This is a genomic window from Prosthecobacter algae, from assembly GCF_039542385.1.
GTDB classification, from domain to species: Bacteria; Verrucomicrobiota; Verrucomicrobiia; order Verrucomicrobiales; family Verrucomicrobiaceae; genus Prosthecobacter; species Prosthecobacter algae.
Genome location: NZ_BAABIA010000007.1, coordinates 182,568 through 198,291, shown reverse-complemented (window position 1 = coordinate 198,291; position 15,724 = coordinate 182,568). Strand labels below are relative to the sequence as shown.

Below are 15,724 nucleotides of genomic sequence, written 5' to 3'. Positions count from 1 at the left end.
TCAAAATGGCTTTGGTTACCCGAGTTACCAGCGGATCACCGAACTGGCCCAGGTGAAACCACCGCCAAAAGCGACGAGGAGGATGATGTCGCCACGTTTGATCTTGCCTTGACGATGGGCTTCATCGAGGGCCACGGGAATGGTGGCGGCGCTGGTGTTGCCATACTGGTCCAGGTTGATGAAGGTCTTTTCAGGCGGCACGCCCAGGCGGTCGGCGATGGCGGTGATGATGCGGGCATTTGCCTGGTGGGGGATCACCATGGCGATGTCTTCCTTTTTCAAACCAGCGATTTCCAGGGCCTGCTCGCTGGCCTGGCACATGCGGGTGACGGCATGCTTGAAGGTTTCCCGGCCTTCCATGTGAATGGTGTTCGGGCGGCTGGCCACGTTTTCAGGCGTGATGGGGCAGGCGCTGGCACCCCCTGGGACTTTGAGAAGGTCCGTCAGGTTGCCATCGCTGCCCATGACGGTGGAAAGCACGCGCCCTGGGGCGTCTTCGCCTTCCTCGGCCCTGCGGATGACCACGGCCCCGGCACCATCGCCAAAGAGCACGCAGGTGTTGCGGTCCTGCCAGTTGATGAGGCTGCTGAGTTTTTCCGCTCCGATCACCAGTGCGGTGGTGCGGTTCCCCGTGTTGATGAAATGACGCGCGACCTGAAGGGCGTACAGGAAGCCTGAGCAGGCGGCACTGATGTCAAAGCAGACGGCATTGCTAGCACCGATCTTTTTCTGCACGAAACAAGCGGTGGAGGGGAAGAACATGTCCGGCGTGACGGTGGCCACGACGATGAGGTTGATGTCCTCAGGTTTCACATTCGCTGCGGCCATCGCGCGTCGGGCCGCTTCGCTGGCGAGGTCGCTGGTGGCCTGGTCGTCCGCAGCGATGCGGCGTGCGCGGATGCCCGTGCGGCTGGTGATCCACTCATCGGAGGTGTCCACAAACTTGGACAAGTCGTCATTGGTCAGGACTTTTTCCGGCATGTAGCTGCCGGTTCCGATGATGCTGGAGGCGCAGAAGGGCTGCGAACTAGGCGTGGGCATGGATGAGAAGATGTTTGGAAATGGCGGCCTCGATGTGAGGGTTCACCTGGTGGGAAATGGTGTCGCAGGCCATGCGGATGGCATTTTTCATGGCATAGGCGCTGGCTCCGCCGTGGGCGATGATGGTGATGCCATTGAGACCGAGGAGGGGCATGCCGCCGGCTTCATCCGCACTGGTTTTCTTATGAATGCGCTTGAAGGCAGGCTTGGCCAGAAGACCGCCGATTTTGGTGCGGGTGGAACTGACAATCTCGGTCTTGATCATGCCAAAGAGGGCATGGGCCAGGGCCTCGGATGTTTTGAGAATGATGTTGCCGGTGAAGCCGTCACAAACCACCACATCCGGCGGTGTTTCCCACAGGTCATGCCCTTCCACGTTGCCGATGAAGTTGATGCCCGGGGTGGTGCGCAGGAGTTTGGCGGTTTCTTTGCAGAGAGCGTTGCCCTTTTCTTCCTCGGTGCCGTTGGACATGAGGCCCACGCGCGGATTGTCCCGGCCCATCACGTGCTTGGCATAGGCGCTGCCCATGAGGGCGTTTTGGACGAGATGCTCGGGCAGGCTGTCAGGGTTTGCCCCGGCATCGATCAGCAGCCAGGTGGTCGTCTGCGAAGGCATGACGGAAGCGATGGCGGGGCGCTCAATGTGGGGCAGGGTGCGCAGCTTGATGAGGCTAGCGGTTACGGCAGCACCCGTGTGGCCGGCGCTGACGACGGCATCGGCCGTTTTGTCTTTTACTAGGTCCACCGCCCGGGCGATGGAGCTGTCCTTCTTTTTGCGCACGGCATCCAGCCCGCTGTCGCTCATGTCCACCACCTGGCTGGCAGGGACGATTTCCAGCTTGGAACTGGCAGGGATGCCCTGGGCCTGCATTTCTCGCTCAATGAGTTCCGGCACGCCCACGAGAAAGATTTTCTCGAGTTGCGGCAGGGTTTCCAGGGCCAGCTTCACGCCGCCCATGGGATTCTGCGGGGCGTGGTCGCCACCCATGACATCCAACGCGATTTTCATGCCTCAGGAGCTAGTGTGTTCAAAATTAGGAAAGAGCAGAGTGTAAAGCGTGGCCCGGTCAGTTTGCAAATGCGGATTCATTCCAGGATGAGGGACGGCGGTTAAAAAGGCAAGAGGGCAGGGGAGGGAAAGCCAGCCGAGTCTGCATTGCGCTTCTCCTAAACTTTTTCTTGTTTCTGCCCCTGATCTGGCGGATGGTGCCACAGTGAGCCAACGTGCCGATGTCACTCCCCCCGCTGCTTCCTGGACACAGGAGGGTGCGGCTGTGACCTTGGTCCTGGCGGGTTCTTGGAACCGGGACAGCCCTGAAGTCAAGGTGGAGGGAACCGCCCCCGCGCATTGGCCGGACCGTTTTGAAACCAGTGGCCTGGGAGAGTTTGATTCCACCTTGCCTGCTTTTCTTCTCGCACAATATCGCGAATTGGGCATAGCAGACACCGCCGGGGAAACCCAAGGAGAAGAGCCCAAAAAACCTTCACTTGAAGGCCTGCCAGAAAACCTCCGGGGCCTGATGGAGCTCGCGCTGGCCGTGCCCGAGCGGAGTGAGGCCAAAACTCGCAGTGCACCGCCTTCAGAGCTCAAAGCCCTGGGCAAGGTCACGCTGGGAGTCTGGGCCGGGATCCGTGGCATGGCCGAGTTTGTCGGTGAGTCCATTCTGTCTATCGGGCGTCTTTTGACAGGCAAGGCCCGCTTCCGCCGCAGCGATCTTTGGATGACGGTGCAGGAATGTGGCATTGAGGCCCTCCCGATTGTTTCTCTCATCAGCTTTCTGATCGGCCTCATCCTCGCTTTCGTGGGCAATGTGCAGCTCACTAATTTCGGCGCGAACATCTTCGTCGCAGATCTGGTGGGCATCGCCATGGTTCGTGAGATGGGGGTGGTGATGACGGGCATCATCATGAGCGGGCGTACCGGCGCGGCCTTTGCGGCCCATCTCGGCAGCATGAAGGCCAATGAGGAGATCGATGCCCTGCGCACTTTTGGTCTGAACCCCTTTGACTTCCTGGTGCTGCCTCGCCTGCTGGCCCTTTTGTTAATGATGCCAGTGCTGACGGTATATGCGAACATCATCGGCATCCTGGGTGGCATGCTGGTGGGCGCGGTGGTGGGCATCCCCCCGGTGCTCTATTGGAATGAAACCCTCCTGGCCATCAATCTCACCACGGCTTCCCTGGGGGTCTTGAAAAGCTTCTTTTTCGCTGCTGCTATTGCCATCAGTGGCTGCATGCAGGGCATGAATGCGGGCAATTCTTCGGCAGCGGTGGGCCAGGCCACCACCCGCGCCGTCGTCATCTCCATCACCGCCATCATCGTGCTGGACTCCGCCTTTGCCGCCATCTTTACCCTGCTGGAAATCTGATCCATGAGCGCCCCTTCTGCAGAACCTAAGGCCAAGATCTCCATCCAGGATCTGACGATGGCTTATGGTTCCTTTGTTGTGATGAAGGACCTGACGTTTGACATCCAGGAGCGGGACATCTTTGTCATCATGGGCGGCAGCGGCTGTGGCAAAAGCACCCTGCTGCGCCATCTCATCGGCCTGCGGGAGCCCGCCAAAGGCAACGTCTATTATGGGGAGGAAAACTTCACCCAGGCCGAGCCCGAAGCACGGGAAAAGTTCATCCGCCGATTCGGGGTGATGTATCAGTCTGGGGCCTTGTGGTCTTCCCTGACTTTGGCTGAAAACATCGCGCTGCCGCTGGGGGAGTTCACCCAGATGTCGCCCAAGGCCGTGCAGGAGCTGGTGTCTTACAAGCTGGCGCTGGTAGGGCTCTCCGGCTATGAAGACTACTACCCCAGCCAGGTCAGCGGCGGCATGAACAAACGGGCCGGCATCGCCCGGGCGATGGCGCTGGACCCCGACATTCTGTTTTTGGACGAGCCCGGGGCTGGTCTGGACCCCCTCAGCTCGCGCCGTCTGGACGATCTCATTTTGCGTCTGCGCGACAGCCTCGGTTCCACCGTCGTCATCGTCACTCACGAACTCGCCAGCATTTTTGCCATCGCCAACAACAGTGTTTTCCTCGATACTGAAACCCGCACGCTGGGGGCGGTGGGGAATCCCTCCCACCTGCGTGACCATTCTGAGAATGACAATGTCAGACGGTTTTTGAATCGCGGGGCCGAAGTCGCTGTCCAGAAGGAAGCCTAACTAGAAGTTTTTCATGAGCCAAAAAGCCAATCCCACTCTCATCGGCGCTTTCACCCTGGTTGGTCTTATCCTGACCGGGGCTGCCATCGTGCTGTTTGGCGCCGGCAAATATTTCGAGCGTTCACACAAAATCCTCCTCCATTTCGACAAGAGCGCCATCGGCCTCATGGTCGGCTCGGATGTGCGGTTCGGCGGTGTGCGCATCGGTCGTGTCTCCTCGATCAATGTGATGGTGGACACAGAAAAGAACCGCAAGATCATCCCCGTGGTGGTCGAGCTGGGCGAGAAGGACCTGAAGGCCATCGGCACCACCACGGGCGTGGCCATTGATTTCTCCAGACGCGAAGGGGTTGCGCGTGCGGTCGAGCGAGGCCTGCGGGCTGGTATGAAGCAGCAGAGCCTCCTCACCGGCCTGCTTTACATCGAATTCGACATCGTTCCTGACACGCCCGGATTTCTCTACAATGGCCCAACGATTGCCAATTACCCCACAGTGCCGACGATCGCAACGGAGATTGATGAGCTGATCGCTGGTGTGGCGGATGGCCTCAAAAAGATTAATGCGCTGGATCTGGATGGCATCGTCAAGGACCTGCGGGATGTCTTAAAATCGGCCGATAAACAGCTCGCAGACTTGAACACCAAGGCCATCAGCGACAGCCTTCTGGTCATCACCGAAGATGTGAAAAACTTCACTGGCGACAAAAAACTGTCCCTGGCTGTGGACAATCTCAATGAAGCACTCGTGCAGTTCCGGGACCTGAGTGCTAAAGTTAATCAGGGCGTAGATCCGCTTCTTGAGGATTTCTCAAAGGTGGCGGACAAGGCCGCCGAAAGCCTGGCCAGAATCGAAGAAGCCGGGGATGAAATCACCAAGGTCACCAATCCCCGGGGGCCCGTGCTCATGCGCCTCCAGGCCGTTCTCCAGGAAACTGAGCGTGCAGCCCGCGCCATCACGGAGCTGGCCAATGATTTGAAACGCAACCCCAACGCCCTCTTGATGGGCAAGGAAAACAAGGAATGAAACACGCCCTACTGCTCTGCCTGCCCGCTCTTTTGTTCTCCTGCAGTACGTTCAAGCCCGTCAAAGATCCGGCCTCCCGCCACCTGCTGGACCCTGCCGTACCGTACGCCGCCGGAACTTCTTCACGGCCTTCGCTTGCGGTAGCGCGCCCGGCTTTGCCCGCTTATTTGGACCGGCAGCAACTCGTTGCCCGCGATGGCAATGGGGCCGTGCTTGTTCAGGACAACAATCTTTGGTCAGAGCCTTTGAGTCCCGCCATCGCCCGCGTGGTGGCGGCCAATCTCAGCCGCCTCACCCGCTCCACCGGGATCTTGCCGGTCGAGGATTTTGTAACCTTGGAGTACACCTCTTTGGTGGAACTGCGGATCGCCCAGTTTGATCCATCCCCTGCGGGTGCCATGGTCCTGGAATGTACCTGGAAAGTGCAGCCCGTGAAAGGTGGCGACACGGATTTTCGCAGTTTCCGCACGGTAGTGCCCATTGAGCTGACCGTGCCGCCCGTCTCTGGCCGCATTGCAGCCATGAATGAGGCCCTGGCCCGTCTCTCCCGCGACATCGCCCGTTCGGTGCGATAAGCCACACCTCATTCAAGCGGCAGAAGATGACCTTTTAAACCAAGGTTCTGGATACGCAAAAACTCAACCCCGCCCGGTTTCCCAGGCGGGGTTGGAAAGATGAGCCTCTCTCAGTCGCTGCGATTACTCGCCAGCGGTGATGTTCAGCACCTGGCGGCCTTTGTAGTAGCCGCAGGAAGGGCAGGCCACATGGCCAGGAACGGACGTGCCGCACTCTGGGCAGGTCTTGAGGACGGGGGCGCGCCAGCGTTTAGCTCCCTGACGGAGGCGTTGACGGCTCTTGGATTGTCTGCGTTTTGGATTGGCCATGTTCGGAAGGGGTCGCTATTTCAATTGATCGAGGGCATTCCAGACTCCGCCGTCAGCACCAGGCTCTTCGTTCACCAGAGGTTCATCAGTTGGATCGAAGTTGCCCTCAGCAGGACAGTCGCGCGGATCAACGTTGCCGTCTTCACAGCGCGGGAAGTTCGGAAGGGTGAGCAGAATGTCTTCTCTCACGAGGTCTGTCAAGTCCATCGTTGTTTCCTTTTCAATTGGCACCTCGGCCTGGTATTCGGCCAGGTGCACCCGCTGCTGGAAACGCTCCAGGCAGCGCCCACACTCCAGACTGAAAGTGGCATCCAGGCTGCCAGTGACGATGATGTCCTTGTCATCATGGATAAAAGTGAGGTCATAGACCACCGGTGTCTCGGCTTTGACCAGATCGTTTTCAGGGAGCTGGAAAAAGCTGGCAGGCAGGCTGCCCGTCACCTGTTTGCCATCAATGGGCAGGTTGCGGATGTCGAATTGGAAGGGATTCATAACGGTTAAAGGGGGGATGGGAAGACGGGCCCAGCGGCCTTCAGCTCTTCATTTGCCGGGCTTTCAAGGCCGCGACGACGTGGGGGGGGACAAATTGATTTACGTTGCCACCCAGCCGGGAGATCTCTTTCACCAGCCGGCTGCTGATATAGGTCAGCTCTTCGCGGGGCATCAGAAACATGGTTTCCAGGTTGGGCTCCAGTTTCCGGTTCATCAGGGCGAGCTGGAATTCAAACTCAAAGTCACTCACGGCCCGCAGCCCGCGTACCAGGGCCACCGCACCTTGCTGTTTGGCAAAATCCACCAGCAGCCCCTGAAACGGCATCACTTTCAGGTTTGGGATGTGTTCGGTGGCGCCGATCAGCAATTCCACCCGCTCTTCCACGGTGAAGAGGCTCTGCTTGGCATTGTCCTGGGCCACGGCGACGATCAGTTCGTCAAACAGCCCGGCCGCGCGTTGCAACACGTCCAGGTGGCCGTTGGTGATGGGATCAAAACTTCCAGGGTAGATGGCGCGGCGCATAGGAGACAGCAGACTGGTTACTCGTTCAGACCCTCGGAGAAAAGCGATTGCTCAGGAAAGTTGCAAATCCTCCGGCCTCCTTTAACACAGAACACCGCCCCAAACCACCATGAACGACGACAGCACCACCATCGAGACCCGTGAGGAAGTCATGTTTTTTGACACCGACATTGGTGGTGTGGTGCATAACATCGCCTACCTGCGGATGATCGAGACCGCGCGCACGCGCCTAGCGGCCAAGCTGGGCATGAAACTGCGGGACATGGCGCAGACCCAGGTTTACCCCGTCGTGGTCCGCACGGAGATTGACTATCGCAAACCGGCCACGCTAGGGGATGAGCTTGTCATCTCAGGCCGTCTGGAAAGTGTGGAGCGCGTGCGCTTTTGGGTCGCCTTCGAGATCCGCCGGGCGGGAGAGGAGACGGTGCTCATCACCTGCCGTCAATCGCTCGCCCTTGTCCAGATGCCGCAAGGCAAGCCGATGCGCCTCCCGGAAGACTGGATGGAAAAATATGCCCATCTGTTTCTGAAAAAGGCCAAATAGGGCCTCAGCGCGGCAGTTCAATGGGGCTTCCGGGAAGCTCTGCCCTGGAGAACAGAAAGGCTCTTGCCGGTTCGAAATCGAATTATTTCGTTCAAACGGCGTGAAAGATGCCTCTCAGGGGCTCGTTTCCGCCCCTGTCCTGCCCCCCAGGATCGCAGCGTGCCACCCCGCACTGCACGTCATGTTTTAAAAAGACTCCCATGAAACCCATCTCCACTCAGAAAACTCCGGGCTACCGTTTACCCACGGCGCTGGCTGCCATGGCCTGTGCGCTGGCGGGGCTGGTGCAGGCCAAGGAAATGTCCCTGACCGACATTCAGGCCAAAGCCAAGCAGATTGACCAGTTCGTCTCGGCCAAGCTGGAAAAGGAAAAGATTCAGCCCACCGCTCCAGTCTCCGATGAGATTTTCGTGCGCCGCATCTACCTGGACATCGCGGGCCGCATCCCGACCCTCAAGGAAACGACGGACTTCCTGGCCGACCCTGCGGCGGACAAACGCGCCAAGCTCATTGATGATCTCCTGGCCTCCGATGGCTATGTGCAGAACTTCGCCAATTACTGGAGCGATCTGCTGCGGGTGAAATCCCAGCTTACCCAGGGTAATAGCCAGCCTGCCGGCGCCGCCTATTCCAACTGGGTCCGCGATTCCCTCAAGGCCAACAAGCCCTACGACCAGATGGTGCAGGAGATGCTGACGGCCAAAGGCAAGACCTATGAAAACGGCGCCGTGGGCTTTTACATCCGCGATTACAACATGCCGCTGGATAACATGGCTGTCACCACCCAGGTCTTCCTGGGCACCAGCATGGTGTGTGCCCAGTGCCACAACCACCCCTTCGATAAGTGGACCCAGATGGACTACTACCAGATGGCCGCGCACAGCAATGGCATGACCGGCAGCAACGGGCTGTCGAATCCGCTTCTCGCCCAGGCCTTTTATGGCCGCAGTGCCAAGGGCAAAAAGGCAGGCAAGGGCGATAAATCCATGGACTCCATGATGATGGGCGAAGCGACCGGGCTGGCCCGCAAAGATGTTGGCCGTGCCATGAACGAGATTTTGCGCCCGCTGCGCTACAACACCGTGCTGGATGAGACGGATAAAAAGCCCCTGCGCCTGCCTCACGACTATCAATACACAGATGCCAAGCCCAAGAGCGTGGTGGAGCCGATGATTCCGGCGGCCTTTTCCAAAGACGGCAACATCGTCAAAGAAGGCCAAAAACCCATCCAGGCTTATGCTTCTTGGGTAGCCTCGAAGGACAATCCCCGCTTCACCCTCGTCATCGCCAACCGTCTCTGGAAAAAGGTGATGGGCGTGGGTGTCATCGAGCCTGTGGATGAAATCACGGACTCCACCGTGCCGAGCAATCCGCAGCTCATGACCTTCCTTGAGGAGACCATGAAGCAGGTGAACTACGACATGAAGGCCTATCTGCGCATCATTTACAACAGCAGCACTTACCAGCGTGCCGCCTATGCCAAAGACGTGGAGCTTGGCGAAGTGTACCACTTCCCAGGCCCCGTCCTCCGCCGCATGAGTGCTGAGCAGATTTGGGACAGCATGGTGGCTCTTTACAAGCCTTCCCCGGATACGCCGAGCATGGCCGCCAGCATCGAGCGTGAATCCACCATCCGCCGCGTGGAGTGGCTGGATCGAGCCCTGAATGCCCTGACCTCCAAAGAACTCGCTGAAGGTGCAGCCAAGGTCGTGGCCGTGCAAAAGCAGCTCGCCACCGATGTGCGCAAGGCCCAGGAACAGCTCACCGAAGCGAACAAAAACAAGGATGAAGATGCCATCCGCGCCGCCAAAAAAGTGGTGGCCAATCAGCGTCGCGCCATTGATGAAGCCGCTGAGGAGATCATCTACTCGATGGGCTTCAAAAAGTTCGCCCAGCTTGCTCGTGAAGGAAAGCTCAAGGAGCAGGTGGATGATGTGGAGTTCGCCAAGGAAATCACCAGCGTCATTCGCAGCAAGGAAGGCCAGGACCTGGGCGTGGATGAAGCCCTCGCCATCATGGCGAAGCAGCAGCGCGCCCGCCTGACTGCCCAGCAGCAGCAGCGCCTGAAACGGGATGCTGAAGCCCTGAAAGTGGACGATAAGAAAGAGCTGACCTCCCTCAAAGCCTGGGAAAACTACCGGGATACTTTCATGGTCCGTGCGGCGGATCTGCGCAGCCCGGCTCCGAACGGCCACTTCCTGCGCGAGTTCGGTCAGAGCGATCGTGAGCTGGTCGAAAACAGCAATGACGAAGCCAGCGTCGGCCAGGCTCTCATGCTGCTGAATGGCAAAACATTCACTCAACTGTTGAATCCTTATACGATGATTTCCCGCGCCCTGCGTCGTGCCGAAACCACCGAGCAGACCATCGATACCGTTTACCTCTCCCTTTTCAGCCGCAAGGCGACCGCTGAAGAGCAGGAACTGCTGAAACCTGTGGTGGAAGGCAAGGGTTCCGTCGGCAAAGGCGATGCCCTTTGGGCCGCGCTGAATACCCGCCAGTTTTACTTCATTCAGTAACGTTTGATTTCAAATCATAGCGGCGGCTCTCACGAGTCGCCGCTTTTTTTATGCCCTGGAACCTTGATCGTTTCCTGGCTTTGGACGATGGAAACGGCGCTTTGAAATCGCACCTGCCCAACCATCCTACCCAGCTCTATCTCATCCGTCATGGCGAGGTGGAGGAGCGTTACCACCAAGTCTTTGGTGGCAGCCGCATTGACATGGAGCTTTCATCCCTCGGGCAGCAGCATGGGGCCGCCGTGGCTCGCTGGCTGGCGGATACTCCCTTGGATGCCCTTTACGCCAGCCCGATGGTCCGCGTGCAGCAGACGCTGGCCCCTCTGGCCGCTGCCAAAGGGCTGCAGCCCATCCTTGTGCCGGATCTGCGCGAGGTGGATTTTGGCGACTGGACGGGGTACCGCTGGGACGGCATCCAGGAGCATTTTGGTGTGAGCGCCTTTGATTGGCTGGAGATCATTGAGAATCCGGGCATCCCGAACGGCGAAACAGCCGCAGCTTTGGCCCAGCGTGTGCAGCCAGCGCTGCTCAAAATCCTTCAGGAAAACCCACATCGTCGGGTGGCCATCTTTTGTCATGGCGGCATCATCCGGGTCATCCTGGCCCTGTTGATGGAACAGCCCTTGAAATACATGGCCCATTTTAACATTGAGTACGGCAGTCTTAGCATCGTCGAGGTGCAGCCTGAAAAGAAACACGCGGTCGAGATCGAGCTGCTGAACTTTTGCCCGCCATTGGCATCGTAAGCCACAGGCAGGCATGGATAGCCTGCGGCTGTCCTGGAATCCCTGCTTGCGACGCAGGCCAGAAGCACCGATGAATAAAGCTTCTCTTTCCATGTTTTCTGCCCTCACTGACAAACTCGAAGATGCCTTCCGCAAGCTGCGCGGTCTGGGCAAGATCAGCGAATCCAACGTCTCCGATGCGATGCGGGAGATCCGTCTCGCCTTGCTGGAAGCGGATGTGGATTTCAAGGTCACCAAGGACCTGGTTGAGGCCGTCAAAACGCGGGCTCTGGGGGAAGAGGTGCTCAAGACCGTGACGCCTGGGCAGCAGATCGTTAAAATCTTCCACGACGAGTTGGAGAAAATCCTCGGCGGTGGAGCGTCCGAACTGGATCTGGGTCCACCGCAGCGCATCCTGATGGTCGGTTTGAACGGGGCAGGGAAGACCACCACCTCCGCCAAATTGGCCAATTGGTTGAAAAAGCAGGGCAAACGCCCGTTGCTCATCGCCCTCGACCTTTACCGTCCGGCTGCGGTGACCCAGCTCCAGGTTCTCGGCCAGCAGCTCGGCGTGCCTGTTTGCGTGCCAGCCGCTGGTGAGACGGATGTCGTTCGCGCCACCCGTGCCGCTTTGGCCTGGCTGGATCAGCAGGGCAGTGGTGTTGCCATTTTCGATACTGCGGGTCGCCAAGAAGTGGATGATGCTTTGCTGAGCGAGCTCAAAAAGGTTCGTGACCTGGTGCAGCCGAATGAAACTCTGCTGGTGGCCGATGCGGCTACGGGGCAGCAGGCAGTCGCTGTCGCCTCAAAATTCCATGAGACGGTGACCATCACCGGCCTCATCATGACCAAGCTGGACGGCGATGCCCGTGGCGGTGCGCTGCTTTCCATGCGCCAGGTCACGGGATGCCCGGTCAAGTTCATCGGTGTCGGTGAAAAGGTGGATCAGCTCGAAGTCTTCCACCCGGACCGCATGGCCCAGCGCATTCTCGGCATGGGCGATGTCGTCTCCTTGGTGGAGAAGGCCGCGCAGGAGATTGACGAAAAGGACGCCATGAAAATGATGCGTCGTCTGGAGGAGAACAAATTCGACTTCAATGACTTCCTCGGCCAGCTCCGCTTCATGAAAAAGCTGGGGCCTCTTGAGGGCCTGCTCGGCATGATTCCAGGCATGAACAAGCTGAAGGGCATGCCCGGTGTGGATGACAAGCGCATGAAGCATGTGGAGGCGATCATCCTTTCCATGACGCCCAAGGAACGTTCCAAGCCCGACATCATCAATGGCAGCCGCCGCAAGCGCATCGCCAAAGGCTGTGGCCGGCCCGTGGTGGAGATCAATCAGCTCCTCAAGCAGTTCGAGATGATGCGAGGCCTGATGAAGAACAAGAGCGCCATGGCCCAGATGGCCAGTGGTCTCTTTGGCGGTGGCGGCCCTGGCGGCATGCCTCAGATGCCGAAAGGCATGATGCCTGGTGGCAAGCTGCCGAAGAGCAAGTTTGGCAAAGGCTTCCGCCTGGGCGGTTAGTCTCGCACCTTCCGGTCCCAAGCCGGATCCTTTAAAACATCAGATCGTGATGAACCACGAAAGGGGATGCCTATGCCCGGACATGAGCGGCGAACGGATTCCTTTGCATCCAAGCAATCAAGCTGTGGATGATGGCCTGCTGTCGAGGTCTTCTCGGGTTTATCCGACACCGCCAAAAAAGATTTCCAAAAAACGACAAAAACCACTTGCGCCGATGATCGGCCCGCGCATTATATCGGCCCGCTCAAACTGAGCATGACCCCTTCGTCTAGCGGTTAGGACACATCCCTTTCACGGATGCGACACGAGTTCGATTCTCGTAGGGGTCGCCACTCTCAAGCCAAAGGCTTGAGAATCAACGGAAGCCTTGATGCTCAAGGCTTAGCGCTTCCCGAATGTAACGACGCGCTGTAACGATAGGGCAAAATGAAGCCCTCGAAAATGTATCTCCAAAAGCGCCCTGAAAATGGCGTCTGGTATTTCCGCCGTCCCATTCCAAAGGACTTGCGGGACTTCGTAAACTTTGGGAACCGGCGTGAGTTCGTGATTTCCCTCAAGACAGACAAGCTGCCGGATGCGCGGAAGGCGCACCACGGCCTATGGATGGAATCAGAGCGCCTGCTTGAAGAAGCGAAGCAGCGAAAGAAGGCGGCAGGCGATGAAAACGTTTTCACCGAAAGCCAGCGCGAGAATCCGGGCGCAAAGGACAGTTTGAAGCGGCGGCCCGTAGAGCAGTTCTCACGCGCTGAACTGGTGACGCTGGCGCACCGCTGGTTTGCTGGCGAGTGGCAAGCATGGCTGGACAAATACCAAAAGCGCCCCGCGCTGATGAATGGCACAGAACGCCAGCAGGAGGCGGAGAAGCTGGAAACGGAGATTGAAGCCCTGATTTCCGGCGAAGTGTTCCAAGAACAACGCTTGGCAGCACTACGGCGGCAGATCATCGAAGATGCAGGCGGCTACATGACACTTCGCCGCTCGCATTCGGCATGGGATGCCTACGCGGAGTTCGGGAGCCTGATTTTAGAGGGCACTCTTGCCGTGCGAAGGCTCGCAGTCGCATTTCTCCGCACGGGCCAGCCTCCCGCTATGGAGCACCTGGCTTTGAGGCTTGCGCCGATGGTCAAGGATGCCGCAAAAGCCGCTTCTTCCGTCTCGCTGGATTCCCTGATTGAACGATTCAGCAAAGACCCAAAGCGCAACGATTTGAAGCCAAAGACACGGGACGAATTTGCCCTGGTGTGTGGCGTGCTCCGCGAAATGTTGGGGACAGAAACGCCGATAGCGGCCATCACTCGCGAGCAGATGCGGGAGATTCAGGAGCTTTACATGCAGCTTCCCGCGCACGCTGGCACGCTCTACCCTGGAAAGACGTTGCGGGAATCCGTGGCGCAGGCGAAACGTGAAGGCAAGGAGCCGATGGCGAGGGCTACTTTCAACAAGCGCATGACGATGATTTCCGGCCTGTTCAGGTTTGCCGTGAAGGAACTGCTTCTTGCGCAAAGCCCAGCGGATGGCCTCGCCCTGGAAGGCGAAGCAAAGACCGAAGGGGAAAAGTCATTTTCCGCAGACGAATTGAACCGCATCTTTGCAGGCGAGGTTTATCAACGATTTGCCAACCAGCCAGACGCGGCTTTCACGGTGAACCATCCTTTGCGCCCGCATGAGTATTGGTCGCCTTTGATTGCTCTCTTTGAGGGAATGCGCATGGAGGAAATCTTGCAACTTCTGCCCTCTGACATCACGGAAGCAGACGGCGTGAAGTGCATTCGGATTCGTGAAGGTGAAGAGCAGTCATTGAAGACAAAACAGAGCGTTCGCACCATTCCTATTCACCCGGAACTGGAGCGCCTGGGATTCCTTCGCTATGTGGAGTCTGTCAGGCAATCAGAGGCCACAGAGCTTTTCCCGGATGCCACACGCGGCAAGACGTATGGAAACCGCTCTCACAACTACTCGAAGCGCTTCAATCGCTACTTGTGGGATGTGGGCGTGAAACAGGGTCGCAGCCAGTGCTTCCACTCTCTCCGGCACACGTTCACCGATGCAATGCGCGAGGCGGAAATTCCACAGGATGCGTTGCGGAGGCTTGGAGGCTGGACAGACAAGAGCAGCGCTGAAACGTCCTATGGCGGGCGCTTGCTGCCCTATCTGGCACGTCACCTTGAACGCGTGAAATACGAGGGGCTGAACCTCTCTCACCTGCCACGCCCCCGCATCAAGGCCACCGTGCGGGCAAAGCTGCCGGAAAGAGTGTGATTCCGCCTTTACTCGGAAACGGATGTGCTCAAGAATTGAAGTGTTCGGGGAGACCTGAACCGGGGCTTTAGAATCCCGACCGTTAGCGGCGGGCGTGTGCCGCAAACACGCCGCTTCACGACCATGCACAATGGCCGGGAGGCGGCGGCGTATGTCCAGAGCCTCACGGCTTAAAGGCCGTCGTGACTGTCTAACGGCGGTTTCTAAACTCTCCGGCCACCTTTGGCGCTCGTGCCAAAGGGGGAATCCCGAACGATTCCCGCCATGACACAGACAGCCGCATTTTCACAGGAGAGCCAGAATTGGTTTTATGCTCACAACGGGCAAGCCATCGGGCCTATTTCTTTCTCGGAGCTTCAACGCCTCAAACAATCGGGCCAGCTTGGGCCAGAGGTGCAAATCGTTGCAGAAGGTGGTCAAGACTGGCGGCCTATTGGTGACGTTCTCGCTTCGCTTTGCATTTCGCAGCCTGCCAAGAAGTCGGAAGTTTCACCCGCACGGAAAGCGGCTGGCATGGGCTGCTTGAGCTTGCTTGTGATCTTGGGTGCCATTGCCATTCTTTGCCCAGCCCCGGAGAAGGAGACGGCGGCAGTGCCAGCCATAAGGCCCGCAGACAAGCCAGAAACGCCAGCGCAGGGCAAAGACGCCACAGCACCAGCGGCCACGTCTGGCGGACTGTCAGAGGCTCAAAAGGAGGCATACCGGAAAGAGCTTTTGAGCATCTATCGGCAGCTTGAAGCCTTGCGGCCTGCCCTGGCAATGCGAAAGGACACGAACGACATGGAGGGAGCGGCGAAAGCCGGGCGGGAATTGAAAGCCTTCCGTGAAAGCGCGATGGCTCGCGTGAAGCAGATTCAGCAGGAGGCAGCCGCAGACTTTGCCTATTCGCACAGAGCCGCCGTTTTCATCGAAGGGCTTTGGCTCAAGTATCTGGCAAGCGATGGGGCCGAAACACCGATGATCCGCACGGACAAGGAGGCCATCGCAGAGAGTTTGAAAGCGCTTGAAACTCTGAACGCCAAGTGAA

Annotated in this window: 15 protein-coding genes, 1 tRNA gene and 1 pseudogene; 12 read left to right on the top strand and 5 right to left on the bottom strand. The window is 58.4% G+C overall.

Annotated features, from left to right (window positions below):
• Positions 1-24: 24 nt before the first annotated feature.
• Both ABEB25_RS17300 and plsX read right to left on the bottom strand, forming a co-directional pair.
• Positions 25-1,041, bottom strand: coding sequence for a beta-ketoacyl-ACP synthase III (locus ABEB25_RS17300; RefSeq protein ID WP_345737685.1), 1,017 nt, complete (start codon positions 1,039-1,041; stop codon positions 25-27).
• Positions 1,028-2,050: a phosphate acyltransferase PlsX gene (plsX, locus tag ABEB25_RS17295; protein ID WP_345737684.1), complete on the bottom strand. Its 1,023-nt coding sequence runs from the start codon at positions 2,048-2,050 to the stop codon at positions 1,028-1,030. The genes ABEB25_RS17300 and plsX overlap by 14 nt, the downstream gene beginning before the upstream one ends.
• Positions 2,051-2,255: 205 nt before the next feature.
• On the opposite strand from plsX, the gene ABEB25_RS17290 reads away from it, so the two are divergent.
• Genes ABEB25_RS17290 through ABEB25_RS17275 form a run of 4 tightly spaced genes read left to right on the top strand, consistent with a single transcriptional unit; the run spans position 2,256 to position 5,801 of the window.
• The gene (locus ABEB25_RS17290) at positions 2,256-3,410 is read left to right on the top strand and encodes an ABC transporter permease (protein ID WP_345737683.1); all 1,155 of its coding nucleotides are present in this window, start codon (positions 2,256-2,258) and stop codon (positions 3,408-3,410) included.
• A gap of 3 nt (positions 3,411-3,413) precedes the next feature.
• The gene (locus ABEB25_RS17285) at positions 3,414-4,202 is read left to right on the top strand and encodes an ABC transporter ATP-binding protein (RefSeq protein ID WP_345737682.1); all 789 of its coding nucleotides are present in this window, start codon (positions 3,414-3,416) and stop codon (positions 4,200-4,202) included.
• Positions 4,203-4,215: 13 nt separating this feature from the next.
• The gene (locus tag ABEB25_RS17280) at positions 4,216-5,226 is read left to right on the top strand and encodes an MlaD family protein (protein WP_345737681.1); all 1,011 of its coding nucleotides are present in this window, start codon (positions 4,216-4,218) and stop codon (positions 5,224-5,226) included.
• The gene (locus ABEB25_RS17275) at positions 5,223-5,801 is read left to right on the top strand and encodes a PqiC family protein (protein ID WP_345737680.1); all 579 of its coding nucleotides are present in this window, start codon (positions 5,223-5,225) and stop codon (positions 5,799-5,801) included. Before ABEB25_RS17280 ends, ABEB25_RS17275 begins: the two co-directional genes overlap by 4 nt.
• A gap of 123 nt (positions 5,802-5,924) precedes the next feature.
• Here ABEB25_RS17275 and rpmF read toward each other — a convergent pair whose 3' ends face one another.
• Genes rpmF through coaD form a run of 3 tightly spaced genes read right to left on the bottom strand, consistent with a single transcriptional unit; the run spans position 5,925 to position 7,125 of the window.
• Entirely contained in the window at positions 5,925-6,110 is a 186-nt protein-coding gene (gene rpmF, locus ABEB25_RS17270; protein ID WP_345737679.1) for a 50S ribosomal protein L32, read from the bottom strand.
• A 15-nt stretch (positions 6,111-6,125) separates the two neighbouring features.
• Positions 6,126-6,602: a YceD family protein gene (locus tag ABEB25_RS17265; RefSeq protein WP_345737678.1), complete on the bottom strand. Its 477-nt coding sequence runs from the start codon at positions 6,600-6,602 to the stop codon at positions 6,126-6,128.
• A gap of 40 nt (positions 6,603-6,642) precedes the next feature.
• Positions 6,643-7,125 carry a pantetheine-phosphate adenylyltransferase gene (coaD, locus tag ABEB25_RS17260; protein ID WP_184212873.1) on the bottom strand — a complete coding sequence of 161 codons (483 nt, stop codon included), beginning with the start codon at positions 7,123-7,125 and terminating at the stop codon, positions 6,643-6,645.
• Positions 7,126-7,234: 109 nt separating this feature from the next.
• Here coaD and ABEB25_RS17255 point away from each other — a divergent pair, with 109 nt between their 5' ends.
• The 8 genes and pseudogenes from ABEB25_RS17255 (at position 7,235) to ABEB25_RS17225 (ending at position 15,723) form a co-directional block, all read left to right on the top strand.
• Positions 7,235-7,669 (top strand): acyl-CoA thioesterase, encoded by a 435-nt coding sequence (locus ABEB25_RS17255; RefSeq protein WP_345737677.1) that lies wholly within the window; start codon positions 7,235-7,237, stop codon positions 7,667-7,669.
• A 200-nt stretch (positions 7,670-7,869) separates the two neighbouring features.
• Positions 7,870-10,188 (top strand): DUF1549 domain-containing protein, encoded by a 2,319-nt coding sequence (locus ABEB25_RS17250; RefSeq protein ID WP_345737676.1) that lies wholly within the window; start codon positions 7,870-7,872, stop codon positions 10,186-10,188.
• A 50-nt stretch (positions 10,189-10,238) separates the two neighbouring features.
• On the top strand, positions 10,239-10,934 hold the full coding sequence (locus ABEB25_RS17245; RefSeq protein ID WP_345737675.1) for a histidine phosphatase family protein: 696 nt from the start codon (positions 10,239-10,241) through the stop codon (positions 10,932-10,934).
• A gap of 91 nt (positions 10,935-11,025) precedes the next feature.
• The gene (gene ffh / locus ABEB25_RS17240) at positions 11,026-12,438 is read left to right on the top strand and encodes a signal recognition particle protein (RefSeq protein ID WP_345737674.1); all 1,413 of its coding nucleotides are present in this window, start codon (positions 11,026-11,028) and stop codon (positions 12,436-12,438) included.
• A gap of 257 nt (positions 12,439-12,695) precedes the next feature.
• Positions 12,696-12,770: transfer RNA gene (locus tag ABEB25_RS17235), tRNA-Glu, on the top strand.
• Positions 12,771-12,864: 94 nt separating this feature from the next.
• Positions 12,865-14,697 carry a DUF6538 domain-containing protein gene (locus tag ABEB25_RS17230; RefSeq protein ID WP_345737673.1) on the top strand — a complete coding sequence of 611 codons (1,833 nt, stop codon included), beginning with the start codon at positions 12,865-12,867 and terminating at the stop codon, positions 14,695-14,697.
• Between the two features lie 264 nt (positions 14,698-14,961).
• Positions 14,962-15,129, top strand: a pseudogene (locus tag ABEB25_RS24540) (DUF4339 domain-containing protein); the annotation flags it as partial.
• A 90-nt stretch (positions 15,130-15,219) separates the two neighbouring features.
• A complete protein-coding gene (locus ABEB25_RS17225; protein ID WP_345737672.1) occupies positions 15,220-15,723 on the top strand; it encodes a hypothetical protein in 504 nt (167 codons plus the stop codon).
• Position 15,724: the final 1 nt, after the last annotated feature.

Excerpts from the sequence above, each read along its gene's own strand:
- ABEB25_RS17300 (WP_345737685.1), bottom strand. The coding sequence starts at position 1,041 with ATGCCCACGCCTAGTTCGCAGCCCTTCTGCGCCTCCAGCATCATCGGA.
- plsX (WP_345737684.1), bottom strand. The coding sequence starts at position 2,050 with ATGAAAATCGCGTTGGATGTCATGGGTGGCGACCACGCCCCGCAGAAT.
- ABEB25_RS17285 (WP_345737682.1), top strand. The coding sequence starts at position 3,414 with ATGAGCGCCCCTTCTGCAGAACCTAAGGCCAAGATCTCCATCCAGGAT.
- ABEB25_RS17280 (WP_345737681.1), top strand. The coding sequence starts at position 4,216 with ATGAGCCAAAAAGCCAATCCCACTCTCATCGGCGCTTTCACCCTGGTT.
- ABEB25_RS17275 (WP_345737680.1), top strand. The coding sequence starts at position 5,223 with ATGAAACACGCCCTACTGCTCTGCCTGCCCGCTCTTTTGTTCTCCTGC.
- rpmF (WP_345737679.1), bottom strand. The coding sequence starts at position 6,110 with ATGGCCAATCCAAAACGCAGACAATCCAAGAGCCGTCAACGCCTCCGT.
- ABEB25_RS17265 (WP_345737678.1), bottom strand. The coding sequence starts at position 6,602 with ATGAATCCCTTCCAATTCGACATCCGCAACCTGCCCATTGATGGCAAA.
- coaD (WP_184212873.1), bottom strand. The coding sequence starts at position 7,125 with ATGCGCCGCGCCATCTACCCTGGAAGTTTTGATCCCATCACCAACGGC.
- ABEB25_RS17255 (WP_345737677.1), top strand. The coding sequence starts at position 7,235 with ATGAACGACGACAGCACCACCATCGAGACCCGTGAGGAAGTCATGTTT.
- ABEB25_RS17250 (WP_345737676.1), top strand. The coding sequence starts at position 7,870 with ATGAAACCCATCTCCACTCAGAAAACTCCGGGCTACCGTTTACCCACG.
- ABEB25_RS17245 (WP_345737675.1), top strand. The coding sequence starts at position 10,239 with ATGCCCTGGAACCTTGATCGTTTCCTGGCTTTGGACGATGGAAACGGC.
- ffh (WP_345737674.1), top strand. The coding sequence starts at position 11,026 with ATGTTTTCTGCCCTCACTGACAAACTCGAAGATGCCTTCCGCAAGCTG.
- ABEB25_RS17230 (WP_345737673.1), top strand. The coding sequence starts at position 12,865 with ATGAAGCCCTCGAAAATGTATCTCCAAAAGCGCCCTGAAAATGGCGTC.